Raw genomic sequence first — 16,847 nt, forward strand, 5'->3', positions numbered from 1 at the left:
AGCTGTCGCCATGGGGATCGTCTCTTCCCGGCTTTACGACCGCCGGGCCGCAGTGTCCCAGTTCTCTCGACTGCGAACCGCAAAGGGCCAGGCCGACCCCTTTCCCATCTACGCCGAACTCGCAGCAAGGGGCGGGATCAGTCCCGCCCCTTGGGGTGGCTTCCTCGCCACCGGCTTCGACGTCTGCGACCAGATACTGCGGAGCCGCGACTGGCTCGAACCCGATGCGCGCTGGCGAGAACGGCAGGGGCCCGGCACGCGTTGGAACGCTCCCTCCTCGCGGGAGATGAGCAACACCCTGCCGGGGCTCAACTCCCCGGACCACACGCGGGTCCGCCGGGCCGCCGGCGGCTTCGACCGCACCACCATACAGGACATCGGCCGAACACTCGAACAAGTGGTCGAGCAACTGCTGGACTCACTGGCCGAGCAGCTGCGGTACGGCGAGGCTGATTTCGCTGCCCTGGTCAGCGAAGAACTGCCCATCGCGGCCATCGGCCACTGGCTCGGTCTGCCGGCCGCGGACTGGCCACGCCTGCGCACACTGACCCACGAGCAGGTCTTCACCCAGGAATTACTGCCCTCCGCCACGCAGCTGGCCAGGTCGGACGCGGCCACCGCCGAACTGCGCGCCTACTTGGTCGACCTGGTCCGCAGCCGGCGCTCCCGCCCCGGGGACGATCCCGTGTCCCGGTGGATACAGGCGTGGGACGCCATCGAGCCGGACCGCGCCGAGGCCGACGAGCAGGTGTACCTGCTCACTCTGTTCGTCATATTGGCGGCCCTTGAGACCACCTCGACCCTGCTGTCGACGATGGCGCTGCGGCTCGTCGAACACCCGGATCGGTGGAAACTGATTGCCTCCTGCCCCGATCTCGTACCCGCATTCGTCGAGGAGACACTCCGCTTCGACCCGCCCACCCATGTGATCAGCCGGGTGAGCGCCCAGGACACGATCTTGGAAGGGTACGAGATCCGCCGGGACGAGATGGTTCACCTCATGGTGGCGGCGGCGCACCGTGATCCGACCAAGCACAGCGACCCCGACCGCTTCGACCCGCAGCGCAAACCCGCCCACCTGGCCTTCAGCGGAGGCATCCACTACTGCCTCGGCGCCCCGCTGGCCCGGCTCGAGGCCCAGACCCTTCTCCGCCATCTGACACAGCGCCTTCCCCGTCTCACTCTGGTCCGCCCCCCGGCGTGGGCGCCCCGAGTGGCGTTCCGGCGCCCGCTGAACTTGGACGTTACGCTCGCATGACAGAACAGAATCGTTTCTTCTCCGTGCCGTCCCGCAAGGCGATACGCGTCGAGCAGGACGGCCCGGTGCTCCATGTCCGCCTCAACCCCGCAGGCCAGGACGACATGTTGAGCGTCGCCGTGCTCGACGACCTCATCGCGGTACTTGACGATCTCCATGAACGGCCCGACATCCGCATTCTGGTGCTGTCCTCGATGGGCGAGGACTTCAGCCTGGGGGCCGACCGCACCGAGTTCCAGGCGGCCATGGAGGCGGACCCGACCGGCGCCGCCCTGCGCCGTACCGTGGACAAGGCCCACCGTCTGTGCCAGGCGTTCGAGAACACCCATGCGATCACCATCGCCCAGCTCCACGGCAGGATCATCGGAGCGGGCCTCGCACTGGCCTCGTACTGCGACCTGCGCGCGGGCGCGGACACTTGCCGGTTCCGCATGCCGGAGGTCGGCGTCGGCCTGCCCCCGGCCTGGGGCGGCGCCATGGGCCGTCTGATCTCCGAAGCCGGAGCCGCCAGGATCCGTGAACTCATGCTCACTTGCGACACGTTCGACGCCGCCACCGCGCACCGCATCTCGCTCCTGCACAAGGTGACCCCGCCCGACGCACTGGAGCAGGCCGTCACCGCGTGGACCAGACCGCTCGCGAGGCGCTCACCCGAAGCCCTGATCACGACCAAACGCATGCTGGCCGGTTACTCCCGGGCCGACCGCACCGCCGACATCACGCTCCTCGACTCACACCTCCTCGCCGCACAGGCGACCCGCGCCCGCTGACCCCAGCGACGCACAGCCCAGACCCCGCGCAGTACCCCGGTCCGTACGGGGGTGCTGCGCGGGGTCTGGACTGCAAGTACCGGTTCATGCACCCGCGTCACCCGCGTCACCCGCGTCACCCGCGTCACCCGCGTCACCCGCGTCACCCGCGTCACCCGCACACCGTGCGGCCCACGTTCTTGGTGTCAAGGCCGGTAGATGCACTCCGCCAGCGTTGAATGCTTCTTCCAGCCCAGCGTCTCGTACAGCGCGCGTCCGGCATCGGTGGCGCCGAGAACGCCTACGGCCGCACCGAGGTCGACTGCCCGGTCGGCGAGTGTACGCATCACGAAGTCGCCCAGGCCGCGCCGCCGATGGGCCTCCTCGGTGACCACCTGGTCCACGACCACCTCCTCCCCGAGTACCGCCATCTGCCCCTTGGCCGCGGGTTCGTCCGCCGCGTCAAGGACGCGGACGTGCACGACGTCGCCGACTGCCTCGAACGTGGCGGTGTACCCCTCGGGTGCGACCGGGTGGGTGACCGTCAGGTCGGTTCCCATCAGGTGACCGGTCTCTTCCCAGGCCACCACCCACCCCTGCGGAAGCCATGGCTCGACTTCCTCGGGCTCGGCGGGCATCTTCATCCAGGTCCGAGGTGCCGTCACCGATGCGGCTGCGCTCCGGACCGACAACTCATCGGTCTCGGGCAGGACATGACGCCCGACTTCGAGTGGATTGCCGGCCACCTCGACGTACAGCCCCCAGGGGTGCTCGACCGGCGGAGGCGTGTGCCGGGAAACCGCCCAGCCCATCACCCACGTCCTGACTGTGTTCGCAAGCATCGCGCCCTCCCGAAGCAGTGCCGCATACGTCGCCATGTAATGGCTGAAGTAGATTCGCAGACCTTACTTCTTCTCGTCGTGTAAGTCACCTATCCCGCAGGTGACACTTACGGGCTCGCACTTACACAGCTACACGCCTACGGAACTCGCGGCGGCCCACCATGATCTGATCGGCGTCGCTCGGGCGCAGCAGGATCGCGTCGCCGGTAGGCAGCGGCGCGAGCGGGCAGGCATCGGTTCCTTGGGGCGAGGCGTGTGTGCCGCCCCTGTCGTCCATCGCGATGTCGCGTAGGAAAGCGATTGACGCCGCGATGCCGTTCGTGAACCATTCCCGACCGTGACGACGAACTCCGACCATGACCAGCCCGCCCACGGACAGGGCCCTGCGGCCGACCGCCGCCCACTCGCCCTCATTACCGGTGTGGGCCGCACAGTTGGGATCGGCGCGGGCATCGCCCGTCGGCTGGCCGCATCGGGCTGGGACATCGCCTTCACCTACTGGACCCCCTACGACGACCGTATGAGCTGGGGACGCGAGCCCGGCGCGAGTGAAGCGATCAGCCAAGCCCTGGCCGAACAGGGTGCGTCCGCCACCGCGATCGAGGCGGATCTCGCCGACCCGGACAGCCCGGCACGCGTCTTCGACGAGGTCGAACAACGGATGGGCGGTGTCACCGGCCTGGTGATGTGCCACTGCGAGTCTGTCGACTCCGGGCTGCTGGACACCACCGTCGAGAGCTTCGACCGGCACTTCGCCGTCAACGCGCGCGCCACCTGGCTGCTCATCCGCGAGTTCGGACGCCGGTTCGCCGCAGAGCGGGGAACCGGCCGGATCATCAGCCTCACCAGTGATCACACCGTCGGCAACCTGCCCTACGGGGCGAGCAAGGGAGCCCTGGACCGCATCACCCTGGCCGCCGCCCACGAACTCGCTCACCTGGGCGTGACAGCCAACGCGATCAATCCCGGTCCGGTCGACACCGGTTGGATGCCCGATGAGGTCCGGGAGCACTGCGTCCGCAGCTCCCCGCTCGGCCGGCTCGGCACGCCGCAGGACACCGCGCACCTCGTGGACTTCCTGTGCTCCAGGGAAGGTGAGTGGATCAACGGTCAGCTGCTGATGAGCAACGGCGGCCTCGCATAGCCGTCAAGCCCGATACCCAAGCGGTGTGCCTACGCCGTCATGCCGCCCCGGTCAGTAGGGCACCGTGTCGCAGTAGGTCTCCGCCCAGGCGGAGGCGCCGTACTTGTTGGCCGCGCGTACCGTGACACAGATCTCGTCACCGGAGTACGGTCCCTTGATCGTGTAGCTGGTGCTGCCCGTGGAGTAGACGGTGTCGACGTTCTTCTTGGTGAAGTTGCTGCCCTTGTTGGTGTAGTGGACGTCGTACTTGGTAGCCCGGGAGACCGCCGGCCAGCTCATCTTGATCGGCATGTCGCACGCGCCGACGCAGGAGTTGGTGTACACGGCCTTGTAGCTCTTCATGGCGGGCGGCCGTGAGCCGGTGGACGAGCCGCCGGAGCCGGACGAACCTCCGCCGTTCGAGCCCGAGGAGCCAGATGCCCCCTCAGGGCCGGATCCGTCACTGGTGTCGGTGCCGTCGCTGTCGGATCCGCTGTCGCCTTCGGGTGAACTTTCGCTGTCTTCAACCGTGTTGGGCTGGTTGTCGCGCCCGTCCTTGTCCCTCTGCCCCTTCTTGTCGTCCTTGCCCTTGCCGTCGTTCGCGTCCTTCTCCTTGCCTCCCTTGGAAGGCGAACTGCTGGGCGGGCTGGGCGATGTGCTGCCACCAGGAGTGGCGCTCGCGCTGCTGCCCGGCGGCTGGGCGTGTGTCCCGTCCCCGTCGCCACCTCCGAAAGGCTGGATCAGGGCGACCGTGCCGCCGCCGACGGTGATGACGGCGACGATGGGCAGCACGATGAGCTTGCGGCGTCGGTTGGGCCGCTGCTCATGCTCCCGTGTCCGCAGCGTGGAGCCGTTGCCGGCAGGGGTGTCTCCGGGAGGCCCGTCCTTCGGTCGTAGGCCGATGGTGGCCAGGTCCACGGGCTCCTCCCGCAGCGGTTCCGCCTCGGCGTCGAGCAGTCGTGCGGACTGCTGCGCGAGGTGCGCGACGACTCCGGCAGGCAGCCAGGCGCCGGACGCGGCGCGGGGGAGAGTCCGCTCCGGGTCCTCCAACAGCTCCTCTACGTCAGGCCGTTGGTTGATTTCCTTCGTCAGGCATCGGGCGATGAGGGCCCGCAGCGAGGCGTCCTCGACGCGCGTCAGATCGGGCTCGCTCTCCACGATCTGGAACATCACCGCGTGCTGATTGCTCGCCCCCTGCCCGAACGGCAGCTGCCCGGTCGCCGCATACGTCAGTACGCAGCCGAGGGTGAACACGTCACTCTTGACCCCGGCCCGCTGCCCGCGCACCTGCTCCGGCGACATGAAGCCGGGAGAGCCGATGGCCATACCCGTACTGGTCAACAAGGACTCGACGGACGTCTCGAGCGCCCGAGCGATCCCGAAGTCGATGACCTTCGTGCCGTCCACGGTGAGCATCACGTTGGACGGCTTCAGGTCGCGGTGCACGATTCCGGCGCCGTGAATGTCCTTGAGCGCCTTCAGCAGCCCGTCCGCGAGTGCGTGCAGGGACGCGGTGGGCAACGGGCCGTGCAGTCGCACGACTTGTTCCAGGGAGAGCCCGGGGACGTACCCCGTGGCGACCCACGGCGGTTCGTCGCCCGGCCCCGCGTCGAGCACCGGCGCCGTGTACTGCTCCCCGACCTTCCGCGCCGCCTCGATCTCCCGCCGGAAACGCTCCCTGAAGTGCTCGTCGGACACGTGCTCCTCGTGCACGACCTTCACGGCCACGGTTCGCCCGCTGTCCGCCCGCGCGAGGAACACCCGCCCCATGCCACCGGCGCCAAGCCGCCCGAGCAGCAGATACGGCCCGATGCGCGCGGGATCGCTCACCGCGAGCGGTTTGATACCCCCGTCAACCCTGTCGTCCCGCTCATCGTTCCCGTCCCCGTTCGTACCGCTCATGATGCTCTGGCTCCTGGCTCTTCTCACCTGGTCAACGGCGTAACTCGGATGACAATAGGCGTTGTTGATGTACCTGGTGAAGCTGAGGGACGCGTTGTACGGGTTCCGCGCGGTCCGGCGCGGTGATTCAGAGTGGTTGCCAGATCCGGGCCAGTGCCGACGTGGTGAGAACCTGGTCGGGGTGCCCATGTCCGGCCAGGCGGCCGTCCTGGAGCAGGAGGCAGCCGTCCGCCGTACGTGCGACCTCCAGGTCGTGCGTGGCCTGGACGACGGTCACCCCGTCGGTGACGAGCGCCGTCAGCAGGGCTCCGATGCGCTCCCTCGCCTCCGGATCCAGACCCGTGGTCGGCTCGTCGAGGAGCAGCAGGTCCGACTCTTGTGCCAACCCTTGTGCGATGAGGGTGCGTTGACGCTGTCCGCCCGACAGTTCTCCCAGCTGGCGTGAGGCGAGATCGCCGATGCCGAGCCGGTCGAGCGCGGCGTCGACGGTCTCGCGGTCCCGGCGGGTCAGCCGACGCCACGGTCCGCGCTCACTCCAGCGCCCCATCTCCACGGTCTGCCGGACGGTGAGCGGCAGGCTGTCGCCGACGGCTCCGCGCTGCGGTACGAACGCGGGCGGCAGCGGTCCGTCCCGGTGGAGTTTGCCGGATGTCGGACGGATTACACCGGCGAGCACGCCGAGCAGGGTCGACTTGCCGCTGCCGTTCGGTCCGACGAGCGCTGTCGTGGTCAATCTCGGTATTTCGGCGGTGAGTTGCCGGAGGACCGGCCGCCCCGGGTAGCCGGCGCACAAGTCGGTGAAGTGGAGGTGAGTGGTGTGCTTCCGGGGTGGGGCGGGCGAGGGGTCTGGTTTGTTGAACATGATTTTCATTGTAGTGTCCTCGCCATGGAATGGTTGACGGCCCCGTTCGAGGCGACCTTCGTGCAGCGAGCCCTGTGGGGCGGAATCCTGGTGTCCGCGATCTGCGCGCTGGCCGGTACCTGGGTGGTGCTCAGGGGGATGGCCTTCCTCGGTGACGCCATGTCCCACGGCCTGCTGCCAGGGGTCGCGCTCGCCGCGCTGTTCGGCGGGAACCTGCTGGTGGGCGCGGTGGCCAGCGCCGCCGTCATGACGGCGGGCGTCACCGTACTCGGACGTACGCCGAGGCTGTCCCAGGACACCGGCATCGGGCTGCTCTTCGTCGGCATGCTCTCGCTCGGCGTGATCATCGTCTCGCGCTCGCAGTCCTTCGCGGTGGATCTGACCGGCTTCCTGTTCGGTGACGTACTCGCCGTCCGGGAGCAGGACCTCTTCCTGCTCTCGGCGGCGGTGTGCGCGGCGCTTGTGGTGTCGGTCCTCGGTCACCGCGCCTTCCTGGCCCTGGCGTTCGACTCGCGCAAGGCTCAGACCCTGGGGCTGCGTCCGCGCCTCGCCCACGCCGTGCTGCTCGGCCTGCTGGGCCTGGCGATCGTCGCCTCGTTCCACATAGTGGGAACCCTGCTCGTCCTCGGCCTGCTCATCGCTCCGCCCGCGGCGGCCCTGCCATGGGCGCGCAGCGTGCACGGGGTCATGGCGCTCGCCGCACTCCTCGGCGTCGCCGCCACGTTCGGCGGCCTGCTGCTGTCCTGGCACCTGGGCACCGCCGCCGGCGCGACCGTCTCGGCCCTCGCGGTGAGCCTGTTCTTCCTCTCCCACGTGGTGTCCGGCCTACGTCACCGCCGTACGCGCCTCGCGCCTGTTCCCGCACTCGAAGTCAACTGAAAGAAGCTTGAGGCGAACGTCATGACCGTCCGCAGAAACGTCACTCCGTGGGCTTCGGCCGCACTGGTACTCACCGCGTTGCTCGCCACGAGCTGCTCTGGGAAGAAGGACGACGACTCACGATCCGCGGCGCGTTCCTCGTCCGCCACTCCGCACGGGTACGTCGAGGGAGCGAAGGAGGCCGCCGAGCAGCAGTCCCGCCTGCTCCTCAACGACCCCGGCAGCGGAAGCAGCCGGGTTCTCGACCTCGTCACCGGCAAGATGCATAAGACGGCCCGGGTGGAAGGCGCCGTCCGCCTCGGCACGGACGGAAGGTTCGGCTACCTCCACGCCTCCGGCGGCACCCACGTGCTCGACAGCGGCGCGTGGATGGTGGACCACGGGGACCACGTCCACTACTACAGCGCGGCGATACGTGACGTCGGCGAGCTCCCCGTGGGCCGTCGGGCGCAGGTGCGCAGCGACGTCGTCGTGACCGCGGTGACCGACCAGGGCGGGAAGACCGTCCTGTACGACCGGAGCGAGGTGGAGAAGGGCGAGATCGCTTCTTCCCGGACGCTCCGGACGCTGGACGGCACCTACACCAGCGCCGTCGTGCCGTACGAGGAGCATCTCCTGGCCTTCGCCGACGAAGGCGGTACGACGAAGCTCGACGTACTCGACCGCAAGGGCAAGCGCGTCGACTCCCCGGACGCGGAGTGCGAGGAGCCCCGGGGCGACGCCGTCACCCGACGCGGCGTGATCCTGGGCTGTGCCGACGGCGCGCTGCTCGTCCGTGAGGAGGAAGGCGCCTTCACCGCCGAGAAGATTCCCTACGGCTAGGACGTACCGGCGAAGGAACGGGCCACCGCCTTCCGCCAGCGACCCGGCAGCGACACCCTCACCGCACCGGCCGGGAAGGACGCCGTATGGGTCCTGGACGTCGCCGAACGGACCTGGACCCGGGTGGACACCGGGCCCGTCGTCGCCGCCAACACCGCGGGGGAGGGGTCCCCGCTGCTCGTCCTGGAGACCGACGGCTTGCTGCACGGCTATGACATCGCCACCGGCAAGCAGATCGCGCGGACCAAGTCGCTCCTGACCGGAGGAGGGCGGGCCGACACCGACGGCAGCGCCCCCGTGATCGAGGTCGACCGCAGCCGCGCCTACGTCAACGATCCCAAGGGCAAGAAGGTCGTCGAGATCGACTACAACGACGACCTGCGCGTGGCACGCTCCTTCGATCTGGACATCGAGCCGATCCTCATGGCGGAGACCGGCCGATGAGCCGGACCGCGGCGAAGCAACGCGTACGGGTGAGTGCCGCACGGCTGCGCAGTCTGATCGTGGGCCTGCTCGCCCTCATGACGGCCGTCACCGCCTCCGCCTGCACCACCGGTGAGGATCAGCCGAGGATCGTCGTCACGACCAACATCCTCGGTGACATCACCCGGGAGATCGTCGGCGACGAAGCCGACGTCACCGTCCTGATGAAGCCCGACGCCGACCCGCACTCCTTCGGCCTGTCGGCCGTGCAGGCCGCCGAGCTGGAACGGGCCGACCTGGTCGTCTACAACGGTCTGGGACTCGAGGAGAACGTCCTGCGGCACGTGGACGCCGCCCGCGAGTCCGGGGTCGCCACCTTCGCGGCAGGGGAAGCGACCGACCCGCTCACCTTCCACGCGGCCGACGACGGCGGCCCCGCGGACGAGGAAGGGCGGCCCGACCCGCACTTCTGGACCGACCCGGACAGGGTGCGTAAGGCCACCGGCCTGATAGCCAACCAGGTGATCGAGCACGTGAACGGTTTGGACGGCAGCGCGATACGCGCCAACGCGGACCGCTACGGCGAACAACTCACGGACCTGACCACATGGATGGAGAAGTCTTTCGACCGGGTCCCTAAGGACAAGCGCGCCCTGGTGACCAACCACCACGTCTTCGGCTACCTCGCCGATCGCTTCGGCTTCCGCGTGATCGGCGCGGTCGTCCCCAGCGGCACCACACTGGCCTCACCCAGCTCATCCGACCTGCGCTCGCTCACCGTGGCCGGCGTACGCACCGTGTTCGCCGACTCGTCCCAGCCCACACGGCTCGCCGAGGTCCTGCGCACGGAACTGGGCGGCCAGGTCCAGGTCGTCGAGCTGTACTCCGAGTCGCTGACCGCGAGGGGCGAGGGCGCCGACACCTACCTGCGGATGATGCGCGCCAACACCACCGCCATGACCGACGGTCTGACCGCCGCCACCGGCGACTGAACTCCGAACGGCAACACACACCGCCCGATCGGGCCGAGAACGTCGCACACCACTGCCGCCACCGCGCGGCGAGGAAAGGAACACCGATGAACAAGTCCATACGCGGCAGAGCCCTCACCGGGACGGCACTCACCCTGGCGGTGGCCACGGTGCTGACCGCCTGCGGAGGGGAGAACTCCTCCTCTGGCACCAAGGCGGCGAGCAAGGCGACCGAGACGCCCGCCGCGGTCAAGGACCCGCTGGTCGCCAGCTTCGACGGCGGCCTGTACATCCTGGACGGCAAGAGTCTCCAGGTGGCCAGGACCATCAAGCTCTCCGGCTTCAACCGGGTCAACCCGGCCGGCGACAAGGACCACGTCGTCGTCTCCACCGACACCGGCTTCCGCGTGCTCGACGCCACCGGCCAGGCACTCACCGACATCGAGTACAAGGGTTCCAAGCCGGGCCACGTCGTGCGTCATGCGGGCAAGACGGTGCTCTTCACCGACGGCACCGGAGAGGTCAACGTCTTCGACCCCGCCGACCTGAGCAGTGGCGAGAAGCCGGAAGGCCGCACCTACGCCTCCGCCGAGGCACATCACGGCGTCGCCATCGAACTGGCCGACGGTGAACTCCTCAGCACCCTCGGCACCGAGGAGAAGCGGACCGGCGCGCTGGTCCTCGACGAGAAGAACAAGGAAATCACGCGCAACGAGAAGTGCCCCGGCGTCCACGGTGAGGCGGCTGCCCAGAACGAGGCCATCGCCGTCGGCTGCGAGGACGGCGTACTGATCTACCAGGACGGCGAGTTCACCAAGGCCGACGCACCCGACGCCTACGGCCGCATCGGCAACCAGGCCGGCAGCGACGCCTCCCCGATCCTTCTGGGCGACTACAAGACCGACCCGGAGGCAGAGCTGGAGCGGCCCACCCGCGTCTCCCTCATCGACACCGAGAAGAAGAAGATCAGCCTGGTCGACCTGGGCACCAGCTACTCCTTCCGCTCGCTGGCCCGTGGCCCGGAGGGTGAGGCACTCGTCCTCGGCACCGACGGCGCGATCCACGTGATCGACCCGGCGAGCGGCAAGATCGAGAAGAGGATTCCCGCGGTGGGCAAGTGGCAGGAACCGCTGGACTGGCAGCAGGCCCGGCCCACCCTGTTCGTCCGTGACAACACCGCCTACGTCTCCGACCCCAGCAAGAAGGCTCTGCACGCCATCGACCTGACGACCGGCAAGAAGGTCACCTCCGTCACCCTGCCGGAGAGCACCAACGAGCTGTCAGGAGTCGTCCCCGGACACTGACCGCGTGGCTGCCGTGCCCGCTCCGAGAGCGGGCACGGCACCATGGGGCCCGAGTGCCGCGCGGTGTTCAGGGGTAGAGCGGGGTAGACCAGCGAACCGGCCGGAGAAAGAGCCGCGGGACATTCGCGCACGCTCGTGGTGCGCAAGGAGAAGGGCGACGACGCCATGAACAGAACCGTCTCGAAGGGCTCGGCCCGTGTGGGCCTCGCACTGGGCGCAGCCCTGGTGTCGACCGTGCTCTGCGCCGCGGCGAGTGCGGCTGTGCCCGCGAGCGCGAGCGGCGCCACGGGAACGGCCACCCTCGTGCGCGCGGGTACCGAACGCGCCTGCCCCATCGTGTACTTCGACCTGGGCGAGACCCTCGTACACACCGATGAGGAGGGCAACACCTCCTATCAGCCCGGCGCGGCCTCCTACCTGCGGGCCCTGCGCGAACGTCACATCAGGGTCGGCCTGATCACCAATGTTCCGGCCTCCTGGGGCGCGACCGACGCCGAGCGTGCCGCCAGGCTGAAGAAGGAGGTCGACGCCACGTGGCAGGGTGCCGTGCCCTTCGCCTGGAAGGACTTCGGCGACCGGATCCGCACTCCGCGGACCGAGGCCGAACGTAAGCCGGCTCCCACCCTCTGGCAGCGGGCGAAGGGTGAATCGGGCCGCTGCCGGGTCGTCTACCAGGCGGAGACGGCCGAGGAGATCACCGTGGCCTCCTCACTGGGCTTCGTGTCGTACCAGGTCGGCCGGGTCCACCGGCCCGCGTTCCTTCCGGTCCGGTTGGTCGAACTTCTCGGCCATCGGTCCGGCTGACCGAAGTCCGCGCGCGCCGGGCCCGCTGTCGTACGAGCAGTTGGAAGGCCCCGAGCAGCACGGCCGTCGCGAGCGCGCTGTGCCACAGCAGGGTGTCCAGGTGCCCGGTGGAGAGGTACGCGCCCGCGGCGACCGCGGCCAGTGCGCACACCCCGCGATCCACGATGCTCTCGATCGAGAGGAGCGTGGCGCGCGGGGCGTCGGCGGGCACCGCGTCGTTCACCAGCTTGCGCTGGACGGGGTAGGCGAAGCCGGTCGCGGCGGCGAACAGGCAGAGCAGCACGACGACGACCCACGGCCCGCCGAGCGCCATGGCCGCCAGGGTGCCCGCGAGCGCCAGGCTGAGAATCGAGACCCAGGCGACCGGTGACAGCCGACGGCTCAGCCACTGGGGTCGGGCCGATGCCACCGCCTCCGCCACCGTCATCGCGGCAAGGACCCCGCCGTGCGAGGCCTCCGCGATGCCGTGGTCGATGAGGATCGGCTGGAAGAGGTTGACCTGGCAGATCCTGGACAGCGTGAAGAGCGCCACGCCCTGCACCATCACCAGGGCCAGCCACCGCGAGGAGGCGACAAGGCGCAGTGCGGAGCCCGCGTCCCGCAGGAACGCGCCGCTTCTGCGCCCTCCGCCCTCCCGGTCGGCCGCCTGCGCCTTACTGCCACCCGGCCCCGCGAGCCGGGGCAGCGCGACGGCGCAGGCGAGCGAGCCCGCCGCGCTCGCGGCACTGAGCACGTACGGAGCCGAGTGGGCGACGGCCATCAGAGGCCCGACCAGTGGCCAGCACACGACCTTCGCCGCGAGGCCCAGGGCCCGTGCGGTGCCCTCCGCCTTCAGGTAGTGCTCGTCGCACTTCTCCGCCCGCAGACCGTCGTACAGATAGGCGCTCGCCGCTCCCGACGTGAGGGAACGGCCGGCGGCGATGGCGAGGAAGTGGATGAGGAAGCCGGTGTAGGAGGCGCTGACCACCGGAGCCAGGTTCGCCGCCGTCATGACCACCGCTCCGGCCCGCAGGCAGTTGCGGGTGCCGATCCGGTCGGCGATGAGACCGGTCGGGATCTCGAACAGGCAGAAGGCCACGTAGTAGATGCTCTGGATGCCGAAGATCTGCCCGTCCGAGAGACCGGCCGCCTTCTGGTAGGCGTAGAACACCGGCATCCACCACAGCAGGTTGAACAGCAGCTGGAAGCCGTAGTTGAGGTGGATGACGCGGCGGGCGGTGGCTGTCAGGCCGGTGTCCGTCGCCGGTCGGCTCGAGCGCGGCCTCACAGCGCGTACGGGCGGATCTGGACCAGGCGGAAGTCGCCCCGCTCGGTCATCAGCCACTCGATGTCCAGCGGCCTGTCCACGTCGGATCCACTGACGTCGGCCCCGCTGAAGTGGGATTGCAGAAGTCGCCCGGTCAGGGACAGATCGGCGAGGCGGGCGCGGGTGGCGGCGGGAAGCCCGTCGCTCCAGGAGCCCAGGGCGACGGTGCGGCCGCCGCCCTCGACGGTGTTGTACAGGTACTGCTGCGGCAGGACCGAACCGTCGACCACCTGCTCCGGGGAGCCGGGGGAGCAGTTGAGGTAGACGTTGCGGAAGTCCTCGCGGCGGGTCGGGTTGCAGGTCACCAGGACGCCGCCGAGGGAGGCGGGCACGTACTCCTGGATGATCACGCCCATGTAGGTGTCGTCCAGGGAGATGCCGACCTGGTGGCGAAGGCGCACGCTGCGGGGCGAGACCAAGGACGCCCACACCTGGCGTACGGCGTCCAGGAGTTCGCCGGTGCCGTGGACGGTGGTGACGGAGTCGTAGACACCGGCCGCGGAGAATCCTGGAAGGTCCTCGGCGTTGGACGAGGAGCGCACCACCAGGCGCCCGCGCGAGTCCGCGGCGGCGGGAAAGGCCTGGCTGATCTGCCGGGTGACCGACTCGGGGACGGGCGTGCTCCGGATCAGGTGCTGGAGTTGCAGGCAGAGCGCGTCAAGTACATCGGTGGCGTCGAGTTCGAGTGCCATCTTGAGCTTGCCGATGCCTTGCTGGAGTGCGGGCGATGAGGCGAGGAAGCGCTGCTGGAGCGCGAAGGGGAGGGCGACTCCCTCCGGGGCGCCGACCGCTCCGGCAACGAATTCGGCTGCTCTGGCGCGGAGTTCACCGGCGGAGGGCGCACTCAGGCCCAGGCGGGCCGCGAGGTGCCCGAAGAGGTCGTCGCGCGGCGGCCGTGGCCGCCCGTAGAAGGCGGTCAGGTCGGCCGTGCGGCTGTCGAGCACGTGGTGCAGCTCGCCGAGATTGGCCGCCTTGGTGCCGTACCGGTCGCGGTCGGTGCTGCGCAGCCGGTGCAGGGAGAGTACGGGAGCGTCCTGGAGCAGGGGCGGTTCGAGGCGGATGCGCTGCTGGTGCCAGGCCGGAGCGTGCAGAGTCGGTTCGTGGTCCAGGCGTTCCAGGGATATCTCGTCCTCGCGCACCCGGTAGCGCACCCACGCGCCGTCCAGTCCGTCCTTCTCGACGAGCTGTTCCAGGTCGCGCACGATCGCGTTGGGTATGCCCCAGCCGGAGGCGAGGACGTTGGTGTGCGAAAGCGGGGTGATCGGCGCGGTGTTGAGGAATCCGGCCACCCGGGGCACGTCGTCCGGCAGGCACGGCATGGCCACGATGTCGGCCCAGCCGAGCCCGGCCTCGGCCGCCGCGTACTCCTCGTGTGTCGGGAAGAACCGCAGCCGCCCGGTGGCCTCGCCGGGGTTCAGCGGCGTCCGGGTCCTCGAGCCGAAGAGTTCGTGGCTCAGGATGCGCGGTACGCGCAGTTCGCTGATGGCGGCGAGCGCCTCCTCCTGCCCGTGGTTGGCGGGCTTGAGCAGCAGCGGCAGTCGGCCGTCGACTCGTGTGCGTACGAACTCGTAGAAGAAGTCGAGGAGTTCGCCGTGCATCGTGTCGGCCTCGGTCGTCTCCAGGACGAGGAACGTACGTTCGCGGCCCGCCGCTTCCTGCTCCGTGTGCAGGGACAGGACGCCGAGCAGGAAGCGGCGCCCGGGGTCCATGTAGACGGAGGAGTTGAACGCGTCCAGTTCCGCGTCGAGGGCGGCGAGTTCCATGCCGAGGACGCGGGTGGCGATGTAGTTGACGTGGAAGGGGTGCGCGGCGGTGTCGAGCAGGTGCCAGGTGTTCTCGGCGCGGTCGACGACGACCTTGAGGTAGGGGTGCCCCGCCAGGACTCCGGAGAGCGTACGGAAGAGCGGCAGGGAGAGGTTCTCGCCGACGACCGTGCGGTCGGTGGCCGATTCGGCGGCTCCGGACAGTAGTTGGGCGCTCATGCGGAGACCTTCTCGGGTCGTGCGGCGGGCAGTACCCGGGGCAGGGCGTCCACCAGGGTCTCGAAGTCGCGGAGCACCGTCCGCGGGTCGGCGGCGGACAGCAGACACAGGGCCGCCATGGTGTTGGCGCCCGCGGCAGGGTCGTAGACCGGCACGACGCTGCCGTCTGCGAGCGAACTCTCCTCGACCACCGACAGTTCACTGCCCCGGCTGAGGGGCACGCGCGTCGAGACCGCGGGGAAGTCCCAGACCTTGCGGTCCTGCCAGGCCTCGCCCCGGCCGTCGACCGCCAGGACGACCAGGGAGCCTGCCGCGCCGCGCGCCTGGGCCGGGGTCAGGGCCTGCCCGGGCCACTGGACCGGACGTCCGATGAGGTGGTCGACGAGCATGCCGACGAGGTCGAGTCCGAAGACCTCCTCGATCTGGGGCACGGTCATCGCGCCGCCGAACCGGGCGGCCGTCTCGATCAGCCACATGCTGCCGTCCGCGCCGAGCTTGATCTCGGTGTGGGTTCCGCAGTCGCGCAGGCCGAGGGCGTCGACGGCACGGCGCGCGAGATCCACGATCCGGTCCTGGGCGTCCTGGGGGAGCAGGGCGGGGGTGATGCCCGCGCGCTCGGTGAACGGCTCGATGGTCGGCATCCGGCCGCTGAGGCAGACCGGGTGGAAGGTGCCGTCCACCACGACGCCCTCGACGCTGACGTAGTCGCCCCAGCCGGGCTCGTCGAACCAGGCCGACGCGGTGCCGGTCACGATCTGTTCGACCACGAAGTCCGCTTCGGCCTCGGCCACATGAAGCTCCGCGTACCCCAACTGTGCCGACTCGGCCATCACTTCACGGGACCGGTTCCAGGCGACGGACGCCTCTTGCGGGGAGAGGATGATCTGGTGTGCCGTGGACCCCGCGCTCCAGGCCGCCTTGAGGAGCAGTGGGCAGGGCAGCGATCGGGCCGCCGCGTGCAGTTCCGCCTCCGTGGCGACGGGACGGAACTCGGGCTGGGGCAGGCCGTGTTCCTGCCAGGTGCGCCGCATCAGCCGCTTGTCGCGGGCGAGCGCGGCGGCGCTGCCCGCCCCGGCGAGACCGAGCGCCTCGCACGCCTCGGCGACGGCCACGACCGCGTACTCGGAGAAGGTGAGCACCGCGTCCGCGCCCGCGGCCCTGGCCTCCGAGACGATCAGGGACACCAGGTCGGAGCGTTGCGCGTCGGAAGGAGTCACGACCGAGGCGCACAGCCTCCGGGCGGAGCCTTCCACGGCAGGAGGAAGAGCGCTGAGCGCCAGTAGGTGCACTTCCGCCTTCGCGGCCGTCCGGGACAGGACGTGGCCGAGCGGCGGACCACCCTTGGCATGCACTAACAGCACCTTGCTCACTGAAGTTCGTCTCCATTCATCCGGGGGGTGGGGCGGGGTGTGGCGGGGCGTGTTCACCCGCTCACTCAAGGGGACCAGGTGTCAGGGGTCCGCAGCGCCACTGTGGGACCCTGGGGGGGGGGGGGGGGGGGGGGGGGGGGGGGGAGGGGGGGGGCGGGGGGGGGGGGGGGGAGGGGGGGGGTGGGGGGGGGGGGGGGGGGGGAGGGGGGGGGGGGGGGGGGGGGAGGGGGGGGGGGGGGGGGGGGGGTGT

At 69.7% G+C, this 16,847-nt stretch carries 14 protein-coding genes and 1 pseudogene; 8 read left to right on the forward strand and 7 right to left on the reverse strand.

What is annotated here, in order from left to right:
• Nucleotides 1-10: 10 nt before the first annotated feature.
• Nucleotides 11-1,258, forward strand: coding sequence for a cytochrome P450 (locus ACZ5CR_RS05295; RefSeq protein WP_468853727.1), 1,248 nt, complete (start codon nt 11-13; stop codon nt 1,256-1,258).
• Nucleotides 1,255-2,028, forward strand: a complete 774-nt coding sequence (locus tag ACZ5CR_RS05300; protein WP_468853730.1) for an enoyl-CoA hydratase/isomerase family protein — start codon at nt 1,255-1,257, stop codon at nt 2,026-2,028. Before ACZ5CR_RS05295 ends, ACZ5CR_RS05300 begins: the two co-directional genes overlap by 4 nt.
• Before the next feature lie 185 nt (nt 2,029-2,213).
• Here ACZ5CR_RS05300 and ACZ5CR_RS05305 read toward each other — a convergent pair whose 3' ends face one another.
• Both ACZ5CR_RS05305 and ACZ5CR_RS05310 read right to left on the reverse strand, forming a co-directional pair.
• A complete protein-coding gene (locus ACZ5CR_RS05305; protein ID WP_468853732.1) occupies nt 2,214-2,849 on the reverse strand; it encodes a GNAT family N-acetyltransferase in 636 nt (211 codons plus the stop codon).
• A gap of 121 nt (nt 2,850-2,970) precedes the next feature.
• Nucleotides 2,971-3,126 carry a hypothetical protein gene (locus ACZ5CR_RS05310; RefSeq protein WP_468853735.1) on the reverse strand — a complete coding sequence of 52 codons (156 nt, stop codon included), beginning with the start codon at nt 3,124-3,126 and terminating at the stop codon, nt 2,971-2,973.
• Between the two features lie 60 nt (nt 3,127-3,186).
• Between ACZ5CR_RS05310 and ACZ5CR_RS05315 the strand changes: the two genes are divergently transcribed.
• On the forward strand, nt 3,187-3,993 hold the full coding sequence (locus tag ACZ5CR_RS05315) for an SDR family oxidoreductase (RefSeq protein ID WP_468853737.1): 807 nt from the start codon (nt 3,187-3,189) through the stop codon (nt 3,991-3,993).
• A gap of 51 nt (nt 3,994-4,044) precedes the next feature.
• On the opposite strand, the gene ACZ5CR_RS05320 is transcribed toward ACZ5CR_RS05315, so the two are convergent.
• Together ACZ5CR_RS05320 and aztA are read right to left on the reverse strand one after the other, a co-directional pair.
• Nucleotides 4,045-5,874 carry a protein kinase domain-containing protein gene (locus tag ACZ5CR_RS05320; RefSeq protein ID WP_468853739.1) on the reverse strand — a complete coding sequence of 610 codons (1,830 nt, stop codon included), beginning with the start codon at nt 5,872-5,874 and terminating at the stop codon, nt 4,045-4,047.
• Between the two features lie 127 nt (nt 5,875-6,001).
• Nucleotides 6,002-6,745, reverse strand: a complete 744-nt coding sequence (gene aztA / locus ACZ5CR_RS05325) for a zinc ABC transporter ATP-binding protein AztA (RefSeq protein WP_468853742.1) — start codon at nt 6,743-6,745, stop codon at nt 6,002-6,004.
• A gap of 15 nt (nt 6,746-6,760) precedes the next feature.
• Here aztA and aztB point away from each other — a divergent pair, with 15 nt between their 5' ends.
• The 5 genes and pseudogenes from aztB to ACZ5CR_RS05350 all read left to right on the forward strand — a co-directional run bounded on the left by aztB (nt 6,761) and on the right by ACZ5CR_RS05350 (nt 11,939).
• Nucleotides 6,761-7,615: a zinc ABC transporter permease AztB gene (gene aztB, locus ACZ5CR_RS05330; RefSeq protein WP_468853744.1), complete on the forward strand. Its 855-nt coding sequence runs from the start codon at nt 6,761-6,763 to the stop codon at nt 7,613-7,615.
• A 21-nt stretch (nt 7,616-7,636) separates the two neighbouring features.
• Nucleotides 7,637-8,881, forward strand: a pseudogene (locus ACZ5CR_RS05335) (hypothetical protein).
• Nucleotides 8,878-9,852 carry a zinc ABC transporter substrate-binding protein AztC gene (gene aztC / locus ACZ5CR_RS05340; protein WP_468853745.1) on the forward strand — a complete coding sequence of 325 codons (975 nt, stop codon included), beginning with the start codon at nt 8,878-8,880 and terminating at the stop codon, nt 9,850-9,852. The pseudogene ACZ5CR_RS05335 and the gene aztC overlap by 4 nt, the downstream one beginning before the upstream one ends.
• An 86-nt stretch (nt 9,853-9,938) precedes the next feature.
• On the forward strand, nt 9,939-11,135 hold the full coding sequence (aztD, locus tag ACZ5CR_RS05345; protein ID WP_468853747.1) for a zinc metallochaperone AztD: 1,197 nt from the start codon (nt 9,939-9,941) through the stop codon (nt 11,133-11,135).
• Between the two features lie 165 nt (nt 11,136-11,300).
• Nucleotides 11,301-11,939 carry a hypothetical protein gene (locus tag ACZ5CR_RS05350; protein ID WP_468853749.1) on the forward strand — a complete coding sequence of 213 codons (639 nt, stop codon included), beginning with the start codon at nt 11,301-11,303 and terminating at the stop codon, nt 11,937-11,939.
• Here the strand turns inward: ACZ5CR_RS05350 and ACZ5CR_RS05355 are convergent.
• The 3 genes from ACZ5CR_RS05355 to ACZ5CR_RS05365 are packed head-to-tail and all read right to left on the reverse strand — an operon-like array spanning nt 11,830 to nt 16,597.
• A complete protein-coding gene (locus ACZ5CR_RS05355; RefSeq protein WP_468853751.1) occupies nt 11,830-13,206 on the reverse strand; it encodes an MFS transporter in 1,377 nt (458 codons plus the stop codon). The two genes, ACZ5CR_RS05350 and ACZ5CR_RS05355, sit on opposite strands and share 110 nt — an antisense overlap.
• On the reverse strand, nt 13,203-15,227 hold the full coding sequence (locus ACZ5CR_RS05360; protein ID WP_468853753.1) for a PEP/pyruvate-binding domain-containing protein: 2,025 nt from the start codon (nt 15,225-15,227) through the stop codon (nt 13,203-13,205). The genes ACZ5CR_RS05355 and ACZ5CR_RS05360 overlap by 4 nt, the downstream gene beginning before the upstream one ends.
• Entirely contained in the window at nt 15,224-16,597 is a 1,374-nt protein-coding gene (locus tag ACZ5CR_RS05365) for an ATP-grasp domain-containing protein (RefSeq protein ID WP_468853755.1), read from the reverse strand. The genes ACZ5CR_RS05360 and ACZ5CR_RS05365 overlap by 4 nt, the downstream gene beginning before the upstream one ends.
• Nucleotides 16,598-16,847 lie beyond the last annotated feature (250 nt).

The sequence above is a fragment of the Streptomyces sp. NPDC031274 genome, from assembly GCF_055570235.1.

Excerpts from the sequence above, each read along its gene's own strand:
- aztD (WP_468853747.1), top strand. The coding sequence starts at position 9,939 with ATGAACAAGTCCATACGCGGCAGAGCCCTCACCGGGACGGCACTCACC.
- ACZ5CR_RS05300 (WP_468853730.1), top strand. The coding sequence starts at position 1,255 with ATGACAGAACAGAATCGTTTCTTCTCCGTGCCGTCCCGCAAGGCGATA.
- ACZ5CR_RS05305 (WP_468853732.1), bottom strand. The coding sequence starts at position 2,849 with ATGCTTGCGAACACAGTCAGGACGTGGGTGATGGGCTGGGCGGTTTCC.
- aztB (WP_468853744.1), top strand. The coding sequence starts at position 6,761 with ATGGAATGGTTGACGGCCCCGTTCGAGGCGACCTTCGTGCAGCGAGCC.
- ACZ5CR_RS05295 (WP_468853727.1), top strand. The coding sequence starts at position 11 with ATGGGGATCGTCTCTTCCCGGCTTTACGACCGCCGGGCCGCAGTGTCC.
- ACZ5CR_RS05310 (WP_468853735.1), bottom strand. The coding sequence starts at position 3,126 with ATGGACGACAGGGGCGGCACACACGCCTCGCCCCAAGGAACCGATGCC.
- ACZ5CR_RS05320 (WP_468853739.1), bottom strand. The coding sequence starts at position 5,874 with ATGAGCGGTACGAACGGGGACGGGAACGATGAGCGGGACGACAGGGTT.
- aztA (WP_468853742.1), bottom strand. The coding sequence starts at position 6,745 with ATGAAAATCATGTTCAACAAACCAGACCCCTCGCCCGCCCCACCCCGG.
- ACZ5CR_RS05350 (WP_468853749.1), top strand. The coding sequence starts at position 11,301 with ATGAACAGAACCGTCTCGAAGGGCTCGGCCCGTGTGGGCCTCGCACTG.
- ACZ5CR_RS05360 (WP_468853753.1), bottom strand. The coding sequence starts at position 15,227 with ATGAGCGCCCAACTACTGTCCGGAGCCGCCGAATCGGCCACCGACCGC.
- aztC (WP_468853745.1), top strand. The coding sequence starts at position 8,878 with ATGAGCCGGACCGCGGCGAAGCAACGCGTACGGGTGAGTGCCGCACGG.